The sequence below is a fragment of the Streptomyces sp. NPDC087440 genome (assembly GCF_044744005.1).
In the GTDB taxonomy this organism is placed as follows: Bacteria; Actinomycetota; Actinomycetes; order Streptomycetales; family Streptomycetaceae; genus Streptomyces.
Map to the genome: position 1 here is coordinate 155,739 of NZ_JBIUXN010000020.1, position 18,359 is coordinate 174,097.

Below are 18,359 nucleotides of genomic sequence, written 5' to 3' on the forward strand. Positions count from 1 at the left end.
AGCCTCGCGAAGGTCCCTATACCGTCCCTATGCGGGTGATACCGCCCGCCGCGCCCGCTGCTTCGTGCAGGCCGCCGCGCCCTCTGCTGCGTGAGGGCCGCCGCGCGTCGTGCGCGTTCGGTCAGGCCGCCGCGCGCCGTGCGAGCCGGGCCAGGCGCTCCTCGCGGCGGGTCGTGAAGCGCGACGCGCGGTCCTCCAAGTCGGCGAGGAACGCGGCGAGTTCCTCGCGGGCCTGCTCGCCCTCCGGGCCGAAGCCGGTGCGCTCGAAGATCTTCAGGTGGCGCAGGATGGGCATCACGACCTTGTCGTGGTGGAGCTGGAGGTCGTAGATCCCCGCCATCGCGATCAGCATCGAGAAGCGGGCGAAGTCGGGCTGGTTCTCGCCCGGCATCTGGAAGTCCAGCAGGACGTTGCGGATGGCGGTCATCGCGTCGTCGGGGGCCCGGTCCAGGGCCGCTTCGAGCAGGTTGCGGTAGAAGAGCATGTGCAGGTTCTCGTCGGCGGCGATCCGCGCGAGGAGCTGGTCGGCGATCGGGCAGCCGGTGGCGCTGCCGGTGTTGCGGTGCGAGACGCGGGTCGCCAGCTCCTGGAAGGCGACGTAGGCGAGGGTCTCGGTGATGCCGCCGGGGGAGCCGCCACTGCCCTCCGACATGTGCGCCAGGCGCCGGCGCTCCAGGTCGACGGGGTCGACGGCGCGCGTCACCACCAGGTAGTCGCGCAGCGCGATGCCGTGCCGGGCCTCCTCGGCGGTCCAGCGGTTGGTCCACTCGCCCCAGGCGGCGTCCCGGCCCAGCGTGCCCGCGAAGTCCCCGTGGTAGCCGGGCAGGTTGTCCTCGGTGAGCAGGTTGACGATGAGCGACGCCTGTACGGCCGGGTCCAGGACGGTGTCCTCGGGCCGCCAGTCCTCGCCGCCGAGGAGGGCGAAGTCGCGGCCCCGGCTCCAGGGCACGTAGTCGTGCGGGTTCCAGTCCCGTACGACCTTCAGATGCCGGTCGATGTTCTGCGCGACGACCGGCTCCAGCTCGTGCAGCAGCATCAACTCCCGTTTGGGGTCGAGCAGTCGGGGCCCGGTCGGCCGGAGCTGGTCGGTGGCACTGGTGGGTGTCATGGTCTCCCCCTCGACGGTTCGGATTCCCCGACCGTAGACCAATATGGAGCGCTCTTCGGCAGCCCGTGGAAAATATAGATCACCTGTAGTCGGGTTCGTACGATCGGTTTTGAAGTAATCGGAGTTCGGGCCGGGGGTGTGCTGGGCGGATGCTCATCAATGCGGAAGGCCGACGAATACCGTTGGCCGGTGTGGACGGGGCCTGCGGGGCCGTCGCACAGGAATTGCGCAGGCGAGGAATAGGGGAGCGCAGCAGGGTTCTGCTGACCGGGGAGAACACTCAGGAATTTCTCCTCGCCCTGTTCGCCCTGATGGAATGCGGAGTTTCCGTGGCCCTGGTGGACCGGCGGATTCCCGCCGCCCAGCAGGCGGAACTGGCCACCGGCGCGGGAGTGGACCTCGTCCTCACCGACAGCCCGCTGCCCGAGGCCGGGCAGCCGGCCGGAGTCGGGCGGGTCCTGCTCGCCGACCTGATCGCCGCCGCCGGGGCGGAGCCCGGCGAGGGGACGGGCGCGGCGGGCAGACTCGACTTCGGCCGCTGGTTCGCCCGCGACGACGCCCTGATCGTATGGAGCTCCGGCAGCACCGGCGCCCCCAAGGGCATCGTGCGCTCCGGGGCGTCCGTCGCGGCCAACATCGAGCGGACCGCGCGGCGCATGGCCTACCGCGCGGACGACGTCCTGCTGCCGCTGCTGCCCTTCACCCACCAGTACGGGCTCTCGATGCTGCTGCTGTGGCGGCAGACCGGGGCCACCCTGGTCCTGCAGACCAGCAGCAGACGGGTCGACCGGGCACTGGAGGCGATCGCGGCGCACGGCGTCACGGTCGTCGACGCGGTGCCCGCCACCTACCTCACCCTGCTCAACCTGGTGGACGGCTCCCGCGCCCGGGCCGACGCGCTCGGCGGCGTACGCATGTGGTGCGTGGGCGGGGAGCCGCTCGCCCGGGAGCTGGCCGGGCGGTTCGTCCGTACGGTCGGCAGCCCCCTGCTGGACGGGTACGGCAGCAGCGAGGCGGGCAACATCGCCCTCGCCGTGCACCCCGACCCGCGCGGGTGCGGCCGGCCGCTGGACGGCATCGAGGTACGGGTGCTGGACGACGCCGGACACGAGGTCCCCGCGGGGGAGACCGGCGAGGTCGTCGTGCGGACCCCGGACTACATGACCGGCCTGCTCGGCCCGGGCGGAACGGTTCTGCCCGTCGAGCGCGAGGCGTACCGCACGGACGACATCGGGCGGCTGGACGCGGAGGGCAACCTCACCGTCCTCGGCCGCAAGGACGCCGTGCACCGCAACGGGCACACCCTCTACCCGGACGCGATCGCCGACCGGGCGGGCGCCTGCGGCGTGCCGGTCCGGGTGGTGCCCGTGCAGGGCGGCCGGGACGACCGGGTGCACCTGGTGTTCTTCGTGGCCGACCCCGAGCAGGGTCCCGCCGCCGCCTGGCGGCAGACGCTCGCCGGGTACGTCGCGGAACACGAACGCCCCAATCGTGTGGTCGTACTTCAGGAATTCCCGTTGAACAACACCGGGAAGGTCGACCGCCGAGAACTGCGTGAATTGGCGCAGCGAGAAATAGCGACGCGGGAGACCGCACGGCGTGAATTCGTGCGGCGGGACGTCCTGTCGCCCGAGGAAGCGCCGCGGGGAAAGGCGCTGCGCGAAGTGACGCTGCGGGAAGCGGTGCCGCGGGAAGCGGTGCCGGGTGAATCCATGAGAGGCGTACTGCAATGATTCCGGTCCTGGTCCGGGAAGAGACCGATCTTCCACCGACGTACGAAATCCCCTTCGGGGAGCGGCTGGGGGCCCTGCGCGCCGTGGCGGACCTGCTCCGCAACCGGCGCGAGGAAGTCCTCCAGGTGCTCTTCGAGACCTGCAACTACCGCACCGCGTGCGGGGAGATCGAGGTCTCCATCGAGGCGCTGGAGGGCGCCTACGAGGAGGTGCGGCGCTTCCAGCCGCCGCGCCTGGAGCAGATCGGCGTGCTGATGCCGTCGAACATCCCGCTCTACAGCTACATCCTGTACCTGCTGATCCCCAGCCTCTACAGCGAGCGGGTGGCCTTCCGCCCGTCGGGACGCATCAGCGGCCAGACCCAGAAGCTGCACAAGCTGCTGGGCAGCGTGCACGACCTGCCCATCGAGCAGTGCCTCACGGGGCAGCGCGACTTCCTGGCCACCGAGGCCGCCAAGTCCGAAGTCCTCGTGTTCACCGGCACGTTCGACAACGCGGAGAAGATCCGCGGCCAGCTCCGCAAGGACCAGCTCTTCCTGTACTTCGGGCAGGGCGTCAACCCCTTCGTGGTCGGCCCGGACGCGGACCTCTCCAGCGCCGTCGACGGTGCGCTGCACGCCCGCATGATGAACTCCGGCCAGGACTGCTTCGGCCCCGACGTGTACTTCGTGCACACCTCGCTCAGCTCGCAGTTCTGCAACCTCCTGGCCCGCAGGGTCAGTTCGCTCAAGCACGGCCGCAACGAGGACCCCGGCGCCGACTACGGCTCCATGTACTACCTGGACGCCTTCGAGGACGCGCTCAGCCACCTCATCGACGACCGCGTGTTCATCGCGGCCGGCGGGCGCGCCGACCTCAGCGAGGGCCACCTGAGCCCGACCGTGCTGGTGCGTCCCGTCGAGTCGTCGGTGCGGCCCCCCGAGCTGTTCGCACCGATCTTCAACGTGGTGCCGTACACCAGCCGCGAGTGGCTGCGCTCCATGCTCACCCACCAGTACTTCGAAGAGCGCGCGATGGCCGCCACCGTCTACGGCGACGACCCGGAGCTGGTGGAGATCCTGGACCGCCGCCACACCGTCAGCATCAACCGCACCCTGATGGACGTCGAGAACGGCAACGAGCCCTTCGGCGGCACCGGCGTGCGCGCCAACTACGCCGCCATCAAGGGCGTCCGGCACAGCGAGCCGATCCTCATCTCCAAGGCCGTCGCCGACCACGCGATACCCGCCGGGAGCACCCGATGACCGCCACCGCCGAGGCCGCCGAGGTCACGGCGGACGCCGCCAAGGCCCCCGTGGACACCGTCACCGGCAGCTGGCGGGCCGTCGCCGAGGTGCTCGGGCAGGCGGGCGTGCGGGACGCGTTCGGCCTGCCCGCCGACGACCTGGACCTCCTCGCCGCGCTCGACCCGTCCGGCATCCGCCTGGTGCTCTGCCGCGACCAGCGCAACGCCCTGTTCATGGCCACCGGTTACGCCCTCCAGTCGGGCCGCACCGGCATCGCCTTCACCGGGAAGGGGCCCGCCGTCACCAACGCCCTCACCGGTCTGCTGGAGGCGAAGTCCTCGGCCGCCCCTGTCGTCCTGCTCTCGGCGGGCACCGCCGTCGAGCGGCGCGGCGCGGGCGCCTTCCAGGAACTCGACCAGCTCGCCCTGGTCGCCCCGCTGGTGAAGTGGGCGGCCCGGGTGGACGACCCGGCCCGGCTGGTGCCCATGCTGCGGCGCGCCCTGCTGGTCGCCCGCGAGGGCGTGCCCGGGCCGGTCTACCTGGAGGTCCCCGACCACCTGCTGACCGCCGAGATCCCGCGCGGCGCCGCCGACACCGCTGTCGAGGCGGTACGTCCCCGGACCGTGCAGCTCGCCGAGGACTCGGCCGCCGTCGCCCTGCTGAAGTCGGCCCGCAGGCCGGTGCTGCTGGTCGGCGGCGGGATGCGCCACCACAACGAGGGACGGCTGCTGGAGCGGCTCGCCGACCACATGGGCGCCGCCGTGTTCAGCACCGCGAGCGGACGCGGCGCCTTCGACGAGACCCACCCCCGCTTCTGCGGCCTCGCCGGGCTCTACCTGCCGGACGCGGCGGCCGACCTGTGGCGCGAGACGGACTGCGTGATCGCGCTCGGCAGCCGCCTGGAGGAGACCGCCACCTTCGGCTGGCCCGCCCGCATCGGCACCGAGGTGCCGGTCGTCCAGGTCAACGTCGACGCGGCCGAGTTCCACACCGACTACGCCGGACCCAAGGTCCTCGCCGACGCGGCGGCCCTGGTCGCCGGACAGCTCGCCCGCGAGTCGGTGTGCGCACCGGACGAGGCCTGGACGCGGCGCACCGCCGCCGTCCGCGAGGAGCTGCACACCGCGCACCGCGCCCACCTCGCCGAACTGGCCGACCTGCCGGAACTGCACATCGCGGAGGTGCTGGCCGCACTGCGCGAGGAGCTCCCCGAGGACCTGGTGCTCGTCCAGGAGAACGGCCTCCAGGACATGTGGTCCTACCGCTACCCGGTGCACCACGCCGCCGCCTCGGGCAACTCCGTCGTCCCCTCCGAGCAGACCAGCCTCGGCTTCGGGGCGGCGGCCGCCGCCGGGGTCAAGACGGCGGCACCCGAGCGGCCCGTGGTCGCCTTCGTCGGCGACGGCGCCTTCGGGCTCTTCGAGTCCGACCTGGTCACCGTCGCCGAGCAGCAGCTCGGAGTGCTGTACGTCGTCCTCGACAACGGCGGTTACGGATGGCTGCAGAGCCAGCTCGACCAGCGCGAGCAGCCGCTGCCCCGCTACCGCTTCGCCGACCCGGCCGCGGCCCCCCTGCCCGGACGTGAAGTGCCGGGCGTGCACCGGCAGTTGCTCACCGACAAGGCGACGCTGCGGGCCGACGTCGAGCAGGCCTGGAAGTTCTGCCGCACGGGCCGCCCGGTGGTCCTGCACGTCCCCGTCGCCATGACGGACTCGCTGTTCGGGGCGGCGGCGGGCGGCGGCGACTTCCCGCTGCTGCCCGCACTGGACGACGTACCGGACGACACGCACGCACAGAACCAGACGCACCTCCACGACGCGAACGAGGGGAGCCAGTGATGGCGACGGACACCACCCACACCGACAGCGGCCGCACCCGGGTCGTCGTCACCGGCTGGGGCATGGTCACCCCCCTCGGCCTGGACACCGCCAGCACCTGGGAGGGGATGCTCGCCGGACGCAGCGGCATCGGGCCCATCACCCAGGTCGAGGCCGGCGACCTGCCCGTGCGGATCGCCGGCGAGGTGAAGGGCTTCGACGCCGCCGCGCACCTCCCGCACAAGGTGCTGCGCCGCACCGACCCCTACGCCCGGTACGCGCTCGTCGCCGCCACCGAGGCCCTGGAGCACTCCAAGCTGACCATCGACGAGTCCAACGCCCACCGGGTCGGCGTCCTCATCGGCAGCGGCTACGGCCCCATGAAGTCCGTCGCCGACCACGTCCGCGACCTCGACGGCAAGGGCCCGCGCGCCGTGTCCCCCCTGTCGGCCGTCACCGGGGCCATCGACAGCGCCCCCGGCGAGATCAGCATGGCCACCGGCGCCCAGGGCCCCTCCCGCGCCCTCTCCAGCGCCTGCGCCTCGGGCACCGACGCCCTCGGCGAGGCCGTCCGCTGGATCCGCAGCGGCGCCACCGACGTCGTCATCGCGGGCGGCGCGGACGACATCATCACCCGGGTGGACATCGCGGGCAGCGGCAACGCCCGCGCCCTCAGCACCCGCCAGGGCGACCCCACCGAGGCCTCGCGCCCCTTCGACGAGGACCGGGGCGGCTTCGTGATGGCCGCCGGGGCGGGCGTGATGATCCTGGAGTCCGCCGAGCACGCCCAGGCGCGCGGCGCACAGATCCTCGCCGAGCTCGTCGGCTACGGATCCACCTCGGACGCGTACCACTGGACGGCCCCCCACCCGGAGGGCGTCTCGGTGCGCCGCGCCATGCGCGAGGCCCTGCGCGACGCGGGCCTCGGCCCCGAGGACGTCGACTACGTCAACGCGCACGGCACCGGCACCCAGCTCAACGACAAGGCCGAACTCGCCTCCCTGCGCGCCGTGTTCGGCGAGCGCATCGAGCAGATCCCGGTCAGCTCCACCAAGTCCATGACCGGCCACATGATCGGCGCGGCCGGTGCGGTGGAGGCCATCGTGGGCGCCCTCGCCATCAACGAGGGCGTCGTGCCGCCCACCCGCAACTGCCACCGACCCATCGACGAGCGGGTCAACTTCGTCCCGCACACCGCGCAGGCCCACGACGTCGACGTCGTGATGAGCAACTCGTTCGGCTTCGGCGGCCACAACGCGGTCGTCGTGCTCCGCCGCTGGGCCTAGCCCGGCCCTCGTACGGCGCCGCCCAGTGTGCGGCACCCACGGAGGGCGCCGCACCGCGCGGCGCCCAACCACCGCACCACTGACAGCAGTTCACTCATGCAGTCCTCGGGGAGATTCGACATGACCACGTCCGCGTCCACGCCCATGGAACCGGCCCGCACCGCCTCCATGGACGAGCGCAGGCCGCTCACTGCCGCCCAGCAGGGAGTCTGGTACGCGCAGCAGCTGAACCCGGACAACGCGTTTCTGGTCAGCGAATACCTGGAGATCCACGGGCCGATCGACGTGCCCGTCTTCGACCGGGCGCTCACCCTCGCCCTCGACGAACTCGACACCGTACGGGTGAAGTTCGTCGAGGACGAGGACGGGCTGTGGCAGTGCCCGGACCCCACGGCGATCCGCCTGGAGTACATCGACCTCGGGGACCGCCCCGACGGCCGCGACGAGGCGATCCGCATCATGAAGGGGCGGCTCACCGAGCCCTTCGACATGGCGGTCGGACCGCACTTCATCGACGTCCTCTTCAAGATCGCCGACGACTGCTTCTTCTACTACCAGCGCAACCACCACATCATCGGCGACGGCATGGGCGGCCGGATCTACTCCGACCGCCTCGCCGAGATCTACACCGCCCTCGCCACCGGCACCGACTACAGCCCCCGCACCTTCGCCACCCTGGACGAGTTCATCGCCCAGGACACCGACTACCGGGCCTCCGAGAAGTTCACCCAGGACCAGGAGTTCTGGCGCTCCCGGATGGCGCGCCGCCCCGAAGCGGTCTCGCTGACCGCCCGCACCGCCCCCGCCACCGCCGCCTTCCGGCGCAGCTCCGCCCACCTGCCGCCGCAGCTCATGGAGGACCTCAAGCAGGTCTCCCGGGACAGCCGGGCCCCCTGGGCGATCGGCCTGCTCGCAGCCGTCGGCGGCTACCTGCACACCGTCACCGGCGCCCGCACCCTGCCACTGGGCTTCCCCCTCCAGGCCCGCACCACCCCGGTGCTGCGCACCACCCCCGGCCTCACCGCGAACATCCTGCCGCTCGTCCTGGACATCACCCCCGCGACGACCTTCGCCGACCTGGTCCGCCAGTGCGCCGTCGAGGCCCGCCAGGTGGTCCGCCACCAGCGCTACCGGCAGGAGGACATCGCCCGCGACCTCCAGGCGGCGGGCGGCGGCAGCCGCACCGCGGGCGTCCTCGTCAACGTGATGCCCTTCGACTACGACCTCACCTACGCCGGCCACCCCGTCACCGCCCACAACCTGTCCAACGGCGTCATCGACGACATCGAGATCAGCGCCCTGGACCGCAACGACGGCCGCGAGGTGCTCCTCAACTTCGACGGCAACGGCGACCTCTACACCGACGCCGAGATCGCCACCCACCACGCCCGCCTGCTGCGCTTCCTGGCCGGCGCGCTCGCCCACCCCGACCTGCCCATCGGCCGCATCGACGTCCTGGACGACGCCGAGCGCACCCTCCTGCTGGACGACTGGAACGACACCGCCGCCCCCGACGACGACGGCCTCACCCACATCGTGGCCCGCGTCCAGGAGCACGCCGAGGCCCGCCCGGACGCCGTCGCCGCCGTCGACATCGACGGCAGCCCCGTCACGTACACCGCCCTCGCCTCCCGCGCCGCCGCCCTCACCCGCGACCTGCGGGCCGCGGGCACCGGCCGCGGCGACGTCGTCGGCATCCTCGCCGTCCCCGGCACCGGCTTCCTCGCCTCCGTCCTCGGTGTGCTCGGCGCGGGCGCCGCCTACGTCCCCCTCGACCCGAAGGCCCCCGCCGCCCGCAACGCCGCCCTGCTCGGCCGCTGCCGCGCCACCGCCCTCCTCACCCCCGCCGAACTCCGGCCGCTCGCCGCCGAGTTGACGGCCACCGGCAGTGCGCGGGTCGTGGTGGAGCGCGGCGAGGGCTGCGCCTGGCAAGCCCCGACCGGCGGCGGCGACGACCTCGCGTACGTCATCTTCACCTCCGGGTCGACCGGCGAGCCCAAGGGCGCGATGGTCCACCACCGGGGCATGAACAACCACCTCCTCGCCAAGGTCGAGGACTGCGCGCTGACCGCCGCCGACACCGTCGTCCAGAACGCCCCCCTCACCTTCGACATCTCCGTCTGGCAGATGCTCGCCCCGCTCGCCGTCGGCGCCACCGTCCGCATCGTCGACCGCGACACCGCCGCCGACCCGTGGAAGCTGTTCGCCCTCACCGCCGCCGAACGCATCCCCGTCCTGGAAGTCGTCCCCTCGCTGCTGCGCGCCGCCCTCGACAGCTGGTCCGCCGCCCACACCGACCCGCCCGCCCTGCCCGACCTGCGACTCCTCATGGTCACCGGCGAGGCGCTGCCCCGCGAGACGGGCGCCCGCTGGCTCCAGGCGTACCCGACGATCCCGCTGATCAACGCGTTCGGCCCCACCGAGTGCTCCGACGACGTCACCCACGCCGTCCTGGACACCGCCGCCCTGGCCACGATCGAGGAGGGCGCACCCGTCCCGATCGGCCGCCCGGTCCGCAACACCCGCCTGTACGTCCTGGACGACCGGCTGCGCCCGGTCCCCGCGGGCACCCCCGGCGAGCTGTACGCGGCGGGCACCGGCGTCGGCCGCGGCTACCTCGCCGACCCGGCGCGCACCGCCGCCGTGTTCGTCGCCGACCCCTTCTCCGACGAGCCCGGCGCCCGCATGTACCGCACCGGCGACTACGTCCGCTACGACAGCGAGGGCCGCCTGGTCTTCCTGGAGCGCCGCGACCACCAGGTCAAGATCCGCGGCTACCGCATCGAACTCGGCGAGATCGAGTCCGCCCTCGCCACCCACCCCGGCGTCGGCCAGGCCGTCGTGATGGTCCGCGAGGACAGCCCCGGCCGCCAGCAGCTCGTCGGATACGTCACCGGGGCGGACGGCGCACGGCCCGCGGAGGCGTGGGAGCTGAAGGAGCACGCCGCCACCCGGCTGCCCGACTACATGATCCCGACCGCCTTCGTCGCCCTCGACGCCTTCCCGCTCACCCCCAACGGCAAGCTGGACCGCAAGGCGCTCCCGGCCCCCGAGTCCACCGCGGGAGAGGGCCGCGCCCCGCGCACCCCGCGCGAGGAAACCCTGTGCGCCCTGTTCGCCGACGTCCTCGGCCTGGAGAAGGTCACCCTGGACGACGACTTCTTCGAACTGGGCGGACACTCCCTGCTCGCCACCCGCCTCGCGGGCCGGGCCCGCGCCGCCCTCGGCGCGGAGGTCTCCGTCCGGGACGTCTTCGAGGCCCCCACGGCGGCGGGACTGCTGGCCCGGGTCACCGAGTCCGCCGGCGCGGCCGCCGCCCCGGCCCTCGGCGTCCAGGAGCGGCCCGACGAGCTGCCGCTGTCCTTCGCCCAGCAGCGCCTGTGGTTCCTGGACCGCCTCGACGCCTCGGGCTCCGGCACGTACAACATTCCGCTCGCCGTCCGCCTCGACGGGGACCTGGACGTCGCGCAGCTGGAGCGGGCGATCGGCGCGGTCGTCGCCCGGCACGAGACCCTGCGCACCGTCTTCCCCGCCACCGAGGGCGAACCCCGCCAGGTCGTCCTGCCGCACGCCCGCACCCCCCTCGCCGTGCACGACACCACCGCCGACGAGCTGAGCGGCCTGCTCGCCGCGGCGGCGGCCCGGGGCTTCGACCTCGCCGCCGAACTCCCGCTGCGCGCCGACCTGTTCCGTACCGGCGACACCTCCCACGTCCTGCTCCTGGTCCTGCACCACATCGCGGGCGACGGCTGGTCGCTGGCCCCGCTGATGCGCGACCTGGAGGCCGCCTACACCGGCCGCGAGCCGGCGCCGCTGCCCGTGCAGTACGCCGACTACGCCCTCTGGCAGCGCCGGATGCTCGGCTCCGAGCAGGACGCCGACAGCCTCAGCGCCCGTCAACTCGCCTTCTGGCAAGGTGCGTTGGCCGGACTCCCGGAAGTCCTGGAGCTGCCCGCCGACCGCCCCCGGCCCGCCGTCGCCTCCTACCGGGGCAGCCGCGTCGGCTGGAACCTGGACGCCGCCACGCACGCCGCCCTCGGCGAGCTGGCCCGCCGGTCCGGGGCGAGCCTGTTCATGGTGCTCCAGGCCGCCGTCTCCGCACTGTTCTCGCGGCTCGGCGCGGGCGACGACATCGCCCTCGGCACCGCCGTCGCGGGCCGCCCCGACGAGAAGCTGGACGACCTGGTCGGCTTCTTCGTCAACACCCTCGTCCTGCGCACCGACGTCTCCGGTGACCCCGCCTTCACCGAACTCCTGCGCAGGGTAAGGGAGTCCGACCTGTCGGCCTTCGCCCACCAGGACGTGCCCTTCGAGCGCCTGGTCGAGGTCCTCAACCCGGAGCGCTCCCTCTCCCGTCACCCCCTCTTCCAGGTGATGCTGCTCCTCCAGAACACCCCCGAGCCCGACCTCGCGCTGCCCGGCATCACCCCCTCCCTGGAGGGCATCGCCGGAGGCATCGCGAAGTTCGACCTGACGCTGGACCTGCGCGAGACCTTCGACGCCGACGGCCGCCCGGCCGGGATCGAGGGCGACGTCGAGTACGCCCACGACCTCTTCGACCTGCCGACCGTGCAGGCCCTGTGCGCCCGCCTCGGACGCGTACTCACCCAGATCACTGCCCGCCCCGAAGTGCGGGTGGGGGAGCTGGAGTTGGTGGATGCGGGGGAGCGTGCGCTGGTGGTGGAGGACTGGGGTCGGGGTGAGGTCATCCCGGCCGGCCCCGGTCTGGTCGAGCGATTTGCTGCGCGGGTCGCGGAGGCGGCCGATGTGGTGGCGGTGGTGTGTGGTGAGGAGTCGCTGACGTACGGGGAGCTGGATGCCCGTGCGGAGCGGTTGGGCCGGGTGCTGGTGGGCCGGGGGGTGGGGCCGGACCGGTTGGTGGCGGTCGCGCTGTCGCGGTCGCTGGACCTGGTGGTGGCGTTGTGGGCGGTGGTGAAGGCGGGTGCGGCGTTCGTGCCCGTGGACCCGGCGCTTCCGGCCGAGAGGGTGGCGTACATCCTCGAAGACGCGGCTCCCGAGTGCGTGATCACCTCGGCGGAGGTCGCGGGACGGCTGCCGGTCAGCGGCGGGCTCCTCGTCCTGGACGAGCTGGACCAACTCGACGTACCTGACGTGCAGTTCGCTGCTCCGTCGGCGGACTGCCTGGCGTACGTGCTCTACACCTCGGGTTCGACCGGTCGCCCCAAGGGCGTCGGCGTGACGCGGGGCGGTCTGGAGAACGTCCTCGCGGACATGGGCGGGCGTTTTGAGGTCACGCCTGAGGACCGCTTCATGGCGGTCACGACCTTCGGGTTCGACATCTCCAACGTGGAGATCTTCGTGCCGCTGCTGGCGGGTGCCCGGCTGATCCTGGTCGAGCGGGACGTCGTCCTGGACCCGGTCCGCCTCGGTGCGCTGATCGTCGCCTCGGGTGCCACCTTCATGCAGGCCACCCCCACCTTCTGGGAGACCCTCGTCTCCGAGGTTCCGGCCTCCCTGGCGGGGCTGCGGGTCCTCATGGGCGGCGAGGCCGTCTCCTCCTCCCTGAACTCCCGGCTGAGCGCGATCGCCGCCGACGTCACCAACGGGTACGGGCCGACCGAGACGGCCGTGTACTCGGTCGCCGGTCGCATCGACGGCAAGCAGGTCCCCGGCATCGGCCGCCCCGTCGCGGGCAACGAGGTCTTCGTCCTGGACGAGAAGCTGCGGCCCGTCCCCCTCGGCGTCCCCGGCGAGCTCTACATCGCCGGAGCCGGTGTGGCCCGCGGCTATGTCGGCCGCCCCGGACTCACGGCGGAGCGTTTCGTCGCGAACCCCTTCGCCGCCGACGGGTCCCGGATGTACCGCACCGGTGACGTCGTGCGCTGGTGCGCGGACGGCACCCTGGAGTTCGTCGGCCGCGCCGACGACCAGGTCAAGATCCGTGGCTTCCGCATCGAGCCCGGTGAGATCGAGGCGGTCCTCGCCGCCTACCCGGGGGTCTCCCAGGCCGCTGTGGTCGTACGGGAGGACCGCCCCGGCGACAAGCAGCTCGTCGCCTACATCGTCGGCGAGGAAGGCGCGGGCACGGACGGCCTGCGCGACCACGCGGCCGCCAGCCTCCCCGGCTACATGGTCCCGACCGCCTTCGTCACCCTCGACGCCCTCCCCCTCACCGCCAGCGGCAAGCTGGACCGCCGGTCCCTGCCCGCCCCCTCCCACCTCTCCGCCGGCACGGGCCGCGCCCCGCGCACCCCGCAGGAGGAGACCCTGTGCGGGATCTTCACCGAACTCCTCGGGGTGGAGAAGGTCGGCATCGACGACAGCTTCTTCGACCTCGGCGGGCACTCCCTGCTCGCCACCCGCCTCGTCAGCCGCGTCCGCACCGCGCTCGACGCCGAACTGGCCATCCGGTCGGTCTTCGAGTTCCCGACCGTGGCGGGCCTGGCCCGGCTGGTCGCCGACGCGGACTCCGCACGCTCTCTCGTACGGGTGGCCACGACCCGGCCCGAGGTGCTGCCGCTGTCGTTCGCCCAGCAGCGCCTGTGGTTCCTGGACCGCCTCGACACGGACGGCGGCATGTACAACATCCCGCTCGCCATCCGCCTCGAAGGCCCGCTCGACGTCCCGACGTTGAAGGGCGCGCTGTCCTCGGTCGTGGCCCGCCACGAAGCACTGCGCACCGTCTTCCCCGAGGTGGACGGCCGCCCCCGCCAGCGCGTCCTCGACCACGCCGAGCTGCTGCTGCCGGTGCAGGACACGCAGGCCCACGAACTGGCCGGCGCACTGGAGGCCGCGGCGGGCCGGGGCTTCGACCTCGCCGCCGAACTCCCGCTGCGCGCACGGCTGTTCCGTACCTCCCCCGAGGACCACGTCCTCCTGCTCGTCCTGCACCACATCGCGGGCGACGGCTGGTCGCTGGCCCCGCTGATGCGCGACCTGGAGGTCGCCTACACGGGCGGCACGGAGCTCGCCCCGCTGCCCGTGCAGTACGCCGACTACGCCCTCTGGCAGCGCGAGACCCTCGGCTCCGAGGACGACCCCGACAGCCTCATCGGCAAGCAACTCGCCTACTGGACACAGAAGCTGGCCGGTCTGCCCGAGGTGCTGGAGCTTCCGGCGGACCGCCCCCGGCCCGCCGTCGCCTCCCACCGGGGCGGCCGAGTGGAGTGGCAGCTCGACGCGGACACCCACACCGCGCTCGCCGACCTGGCCCGCGAGTCCGGGGCGAGCCTGTTCATGGTGCTCCAGGCCGGTCTGTCGGCACTGCTGTCCCGCCTGGGCGCGGGCACCGACATCCCGCTCGGCACGGCGGTCGCGGGCCGCACCGACGACGCCCTGGACGACCTGGTCGGCTTCTTCGTCAACACCCTCGTCCTGCGCACCGACGTCTCCGGCGACCCCACCTTCCGCGAACTCATCGAGCGGGTGAGGGAGTCGGACCTGTCGGCCTTCGCCCACCAGGACGTGCCGTTCGACCGCCTGGTGGAGGTCGTCAGCCCGGAGCGCTCGCTCGCCCGGCACCCCCTCTTCCAGGTGATGCTGGCCCTCCAGAACACCCCCGAACCCGACCTCGACCTCCCCGGCATCACTCCCTCCCTGGTGCCCGTCGGGGACGCCCCGGTCAAGTTCGACCTGCTCCTCGACCTGCGCGAGACCTTCGACGCCGACGGCCGCCCCACCGGCATCACGGGCGAGATCGAGTACGCGGCCGACCTCTTCGACCCCGAGACCGTGCGGGCGCTGTGCGCACGCCTGGGCCGGGTGCTCGCCGAGGCCGCCGCCGACCCGGCCCGCCACGTCGGTGAGCTGAACCTCCTCACCCGGGACGAGCGGACCCGGCTCCTGCACACCTGGGGCGGCGCGGGACGGTCGGCCCCGCAGCTCTCCCTCGTGGAGTTCTTCGCGCAGCAGGTGATGGAGACGCCCGACGCGGTCGCCGTCGTCGGGGACGAGGGTGCGCTGTCGTACGCGGAACTGGACGCCCGCTCCTCCCAGTGGGCGCACTACCTGCGCACCCAGGGTGTCAGCGCCGGAACCCCGGTCGCGCTCCTGCTCGGCCGGTCCGTGGACCTGGTGGTGGCGGAGCTCGCGGTGGTGAAGGCGGGAGGCCACTACGTACCGCTGCACGACGCGTACCCGGCGGAGCGGCTGGCCTGGATCGTCCGCGACGCGGGCGTGGAACTGCTGCTCACCGACCGGGCCGAACTCCCCGACGGGCTGGCCCGGGCGGCGCGGTGCGTCGCCCTCGACGAGGCCGCCGCAGCGGCGGCGGAGCTGCCGCAGGGGCTGCCCGCCGGAGAGATTCCGGCCGCGCAGGTCGCGTACGTCATGTACACCTCGGGTACCACCGGTCTGCCCAAGGGTGTCGTCGTCAGCCACGCCAACGTCATCGACCTCGCCCTCGACCCCCGCTTCGACGGCCCGGCCCACGCCCGCGTGCTGCTGCACTCCTCGCACGCCTTCGACGCCTCGACGTACGAGATGTGGGCACCCCTCCTGCGCGGCGGGACCGTCGTCGTCGCCCCCGGCGGCCGGCTCGGCCCCGACGAGCTGCGGCACGCCGTCACCCGGTACGGGGCGACCGCGACCTTCATGACCACGGCGCTCTTCAACGTCCTGGTGCACGAGGCCCCCGACTCCCTGACCGGAATGCGGGAGATCTGGTTCGGCGGCGAGGCGGCGGACATCGACGCGGTGGACCGCGCGCTGGCCCTCTGCCCCGGCCTGAGCCTGGTCAACGGCTACGGGCCGACCGAGACCACCACCTTCGCCACCGCCTGGCGCGTCCCCGCCGACAAGGCGCCGGGCACGCCCGTGCCGATCGGCTCCCCGCTCGCCGGAATGCGCGCCTACGTCCTGGACGAGGGCCTGAACCCGGTCCCGCAGGGCGTGCCGGGCGAGCTGTACCTCGCGGGCAACGGGGTGGCGCAGGGTTACCTCGGCCGCCCGGAGCTGTCCGCCGAACGCTTCCCCGCCGACCCGTTCGGTGCCCGCGGCGACCGGATGTACCGCACCGGCGACCTGGTGCGGTGGACCCGCGACGGCGTCATCGACTACGTCGGCCGCGTCGACGACCAGGTCAAGATCCGCGGCTTCCGCATCGAGCCCGCCGAGATCGAGGCCGTCCTGGCCGGACACCCCGAGGCCGGGCAGGTCGTGGTGCTGGTCCGCGAGGACCGCCCCGGCGACAAGCAGCTCGTCGCCTACGTGGTGGGGGAGGTGGCGGGGCTGCGCGAGTACGCGGTCACGCACCTGCCCGCGTACATGGTCCCCTCGGCCTTCGTGACGCTGGACGCACTGCCGCTGACGATCAACGGCAAGCTGGACCGCAAGGCCCTGCCCGCACCTCAACTCCCCACCTCCCAGGCCGAGTCCGTCGCTCCGGAGACGGCTGCGGAGGAGACGCTGTGCGCGGTCTTCGCGGAAGTGCTCGGGCTGGCGTCCGTCGGCGTCGACGACGGCTTCTTCGACCTCGGCGGCGACTCCATCGCCTCCATCCAGCTCGTCAGCCGGGCCCGCAAGGCCGGTCTCGTGCTCACCGCCCGCGACGTCTTCGAGCGCCGTACGGTCCGCGAACTGGCGCTCGTGGCCTCGGCCGCCGGTGACCGGGTGGTCGCGGGCCGGGACGGGGTGGGCGCGGTGCCGACGACGCCGATCATCGAGTGGTTCCGGGCGGGCGGCGGCCCGGTCCGGGAGTTCAACCAGGCGTACGTCGTGCCGGTCCCGGCCGGTCTCACCCTCGCCGAACTGACCGGGGCCTTCGCGGCCGTCGTGGACCACCACGACGCGCTGCGGATGCGGCTGGACCGGGCGGCCGACGGCTGGGGCCTGGAGGTTCCGGCGGCCGGGTCCGTGGACGTGGCGGCGTGGGTGCGCCGGGTCGACGTGACCGGGCTGGACGCGCAGACCGTACGGGAGACCCTGGCGCGGGAGGCGGACGCGGCCCGTGCCGGGCTCGACCCCGAGCAGGGCGTCATGGCGCAGCTTGTCTGGCTCGACGCGGGCCCGGCGGGCGACGGTCAACTCCTGCTGATGGTGCACCACTTGGTGGTGGACGGGGTGTCCTGGCGGGTGCTGCTGCCGGACCTGGCCGCCGCCCACCGTGCGGTGGCCGCCGGGGAGCCGGTGGAGCTGGAGCCGGTCGGCACGTCCTTCCGGGGCTGGGCCACCGCCCTCGGCGAGGCGGCGACGCAGGACCGCTGGGCCGGTCAACTCCCGTACTGGGAGGGTGTGGTGGCGGATCAGGGCGGAAGCCTCGGTGCCCGTCCGCTCGACGCGGCACGCGACACCGTGGCCACCGCCGAGTCCTTCACGCTGGCCCTTCCGGCGCAGGAGACGGAGCAGTTGCTGACGGTCGTCCCGGCCGCGTACCGGGCGGGGGTCAACGACGTCCTGCTGACGGGCCTGGCGCTGGCGATGCGGCAGTGGGCTCCCGCCTACGCGGCGGGCGGTGTGCTGCTGGACGTGGAGGGGCACGGCCGGTACGAGGACGTCCTCGACGCCGGTCACGACCTGTCCCGTACGGTCGGCTGGTTCACCAGCATGTACCCGGTGCGGGTCGACCCCGGGCTGCTGTCCTGGGCCGAGGTCACCGCCGCCGGGCCCGAGGTCGGCGGGGCGCTCAAGCAGGTGAAGGAGCAGCTGCGCGGGGTACCGGACCAGGGTCTCGGCTACGGCCTCCTGCGGCACCTGAACCCCGAGACGGCCGGCTCGCTGGCCCGGGGGGCGAGCCCGCTGGTCGGGTTCAACTACCTCGGCCGGTTCGCCACCGACACCGGGGACGGCACCGCCGAGCACTGGACCTCGGTCGGGGAGACCGAGGCGGGCGGGGGAGTGGGCGAGGGCGAACTGCCCTTCGCACACGCCCTGGAGATCAACGCCGCCACCCAGGACACCGCCGAGGGACCGCATCTGCGGGCCACCCTCTCCTGGCCGGGCGCGCTCTTCACCGAGGCGCAGGTCGCCGAGCTCGCCGAGCTGTGGCACCAGGCGCTGACGGCCCTGGCCCTCCACGCGGAGAACCCGGACGCGGGCGGCCTCACCCCCTCCGACCTCTCCCTGGTCCCGCTCTCGCAGCAGTACATCGACCTCCTGGAGGAGGAGGAAGCGGACTACCTGGACGACGAGGAGGACGACGAAGAGGACGACGAAGACGGCGACGAAGAGGACGACGCATACGACGACGAGTACGACCAGGACGACGACGGGTCCGACGAGTGATCACCGAC

General features: G+C 73.0%; 6 protein-coding genes. 5 read left to right on the forward strand and 1 reads right to left on the reverse strand.

The genetic code is table 11. The features are described from left to right. Positions 1–121 precede the first annotated feature (121 nt). A complete protein-coding gene (locus ACIO3O_RS32295; RefSeq protein ID WP_401752081.1) occupies positions 122–1,108 on the reverse strand; it encodes an acyl-ACP desaturase in 987 nt (328 codons plus the stop codon). Positions 1,109–1,257: 149 nt separating this feature from the next. Between ACIO3O_RS32295 and ACIO3O_RS32300 the strand changes: the two genes are divergently transcribed. The 5 genes from ACIO3O_RS32300 (at position 1,258) to ACIO3O_RS32320 (ending at position 18,351) form a co-directional block, all read left to right on the forward strand. After that, positions 1,258–2,841 carry a class I adenylate-forming enzyme family protein gene (locus ACIO3O_RS32300; RefSeq protein WP_401752083.1) on the forward strand — a complete coding sequence of 528 codons (1,584 nt, stop codon included), beginning with the start codon at positions 1,258–1,260 and terminating at the stop codon, positions 2,839–2,841. Then, positions 2,838–4,085: an aldehyde dehydrogenase family protein gene (locus tag ACIO3O_RS32305; RefSeq protein ID WP_401752085.1), complete on the forward strand. Its 1,248-nt coding sequence runs from the start codon at positions 2,838–2,840 to the stop codon at positions 4,083–4,085. The genes ACIO3O_RS32300 and ACIO3O_RS32305 overlap by 4 nt, the downstream gene beginning before the upstream one ends. Beyond that, positions 4,082–5,905 carry a thiamine pyrophosphate-binding protein gene (locus tag ACIO3O_RS32310; RefSeq protein ID WP_401752087.1) on the forward strand — a complete coding sequence of 608 codons (1,824 nt, stop codon included), beginning with the start codon at positions 4,082–4,084 and terminating at the stop codon, positions 5,903–5,905. The genes ACIO3O_RS32305 and ACIO3O_RS32310 overlap by 4 nt, the downstream gene beginning before the upstream one ends. Continuing rightward, positions 5,905–7,170: a beta-ketoacyl-ACP synthase II gene (gene fabF, locus ACIO3O_RS32315; protein WP_401752088.1), complete on the forward strand. Its 1,266-nt coding sequence runs from the start codon at positions 5,905–5,907 to the stop codon at positions 7,168–7,170. Before ACIO3O_RS32310 ends, fabF begins: the two co-directional genes overlap by 1 nt. Positions 7,171–7,290: 120 nt before the next feature. Next, positions 7,291–18,351 (forward strand): amino acid adenylation domain-containing protein, encoded by an 11,061-nt coding sequence (locus tag ACIO3O_RS32320; protein WP_401752090.1) that lies wholly within the window; start codon positions 7,291–7,293, stop codon positions 18,349–18,351. Positions 18,352–18,359 lie beyond the last annotated feature (8 nt).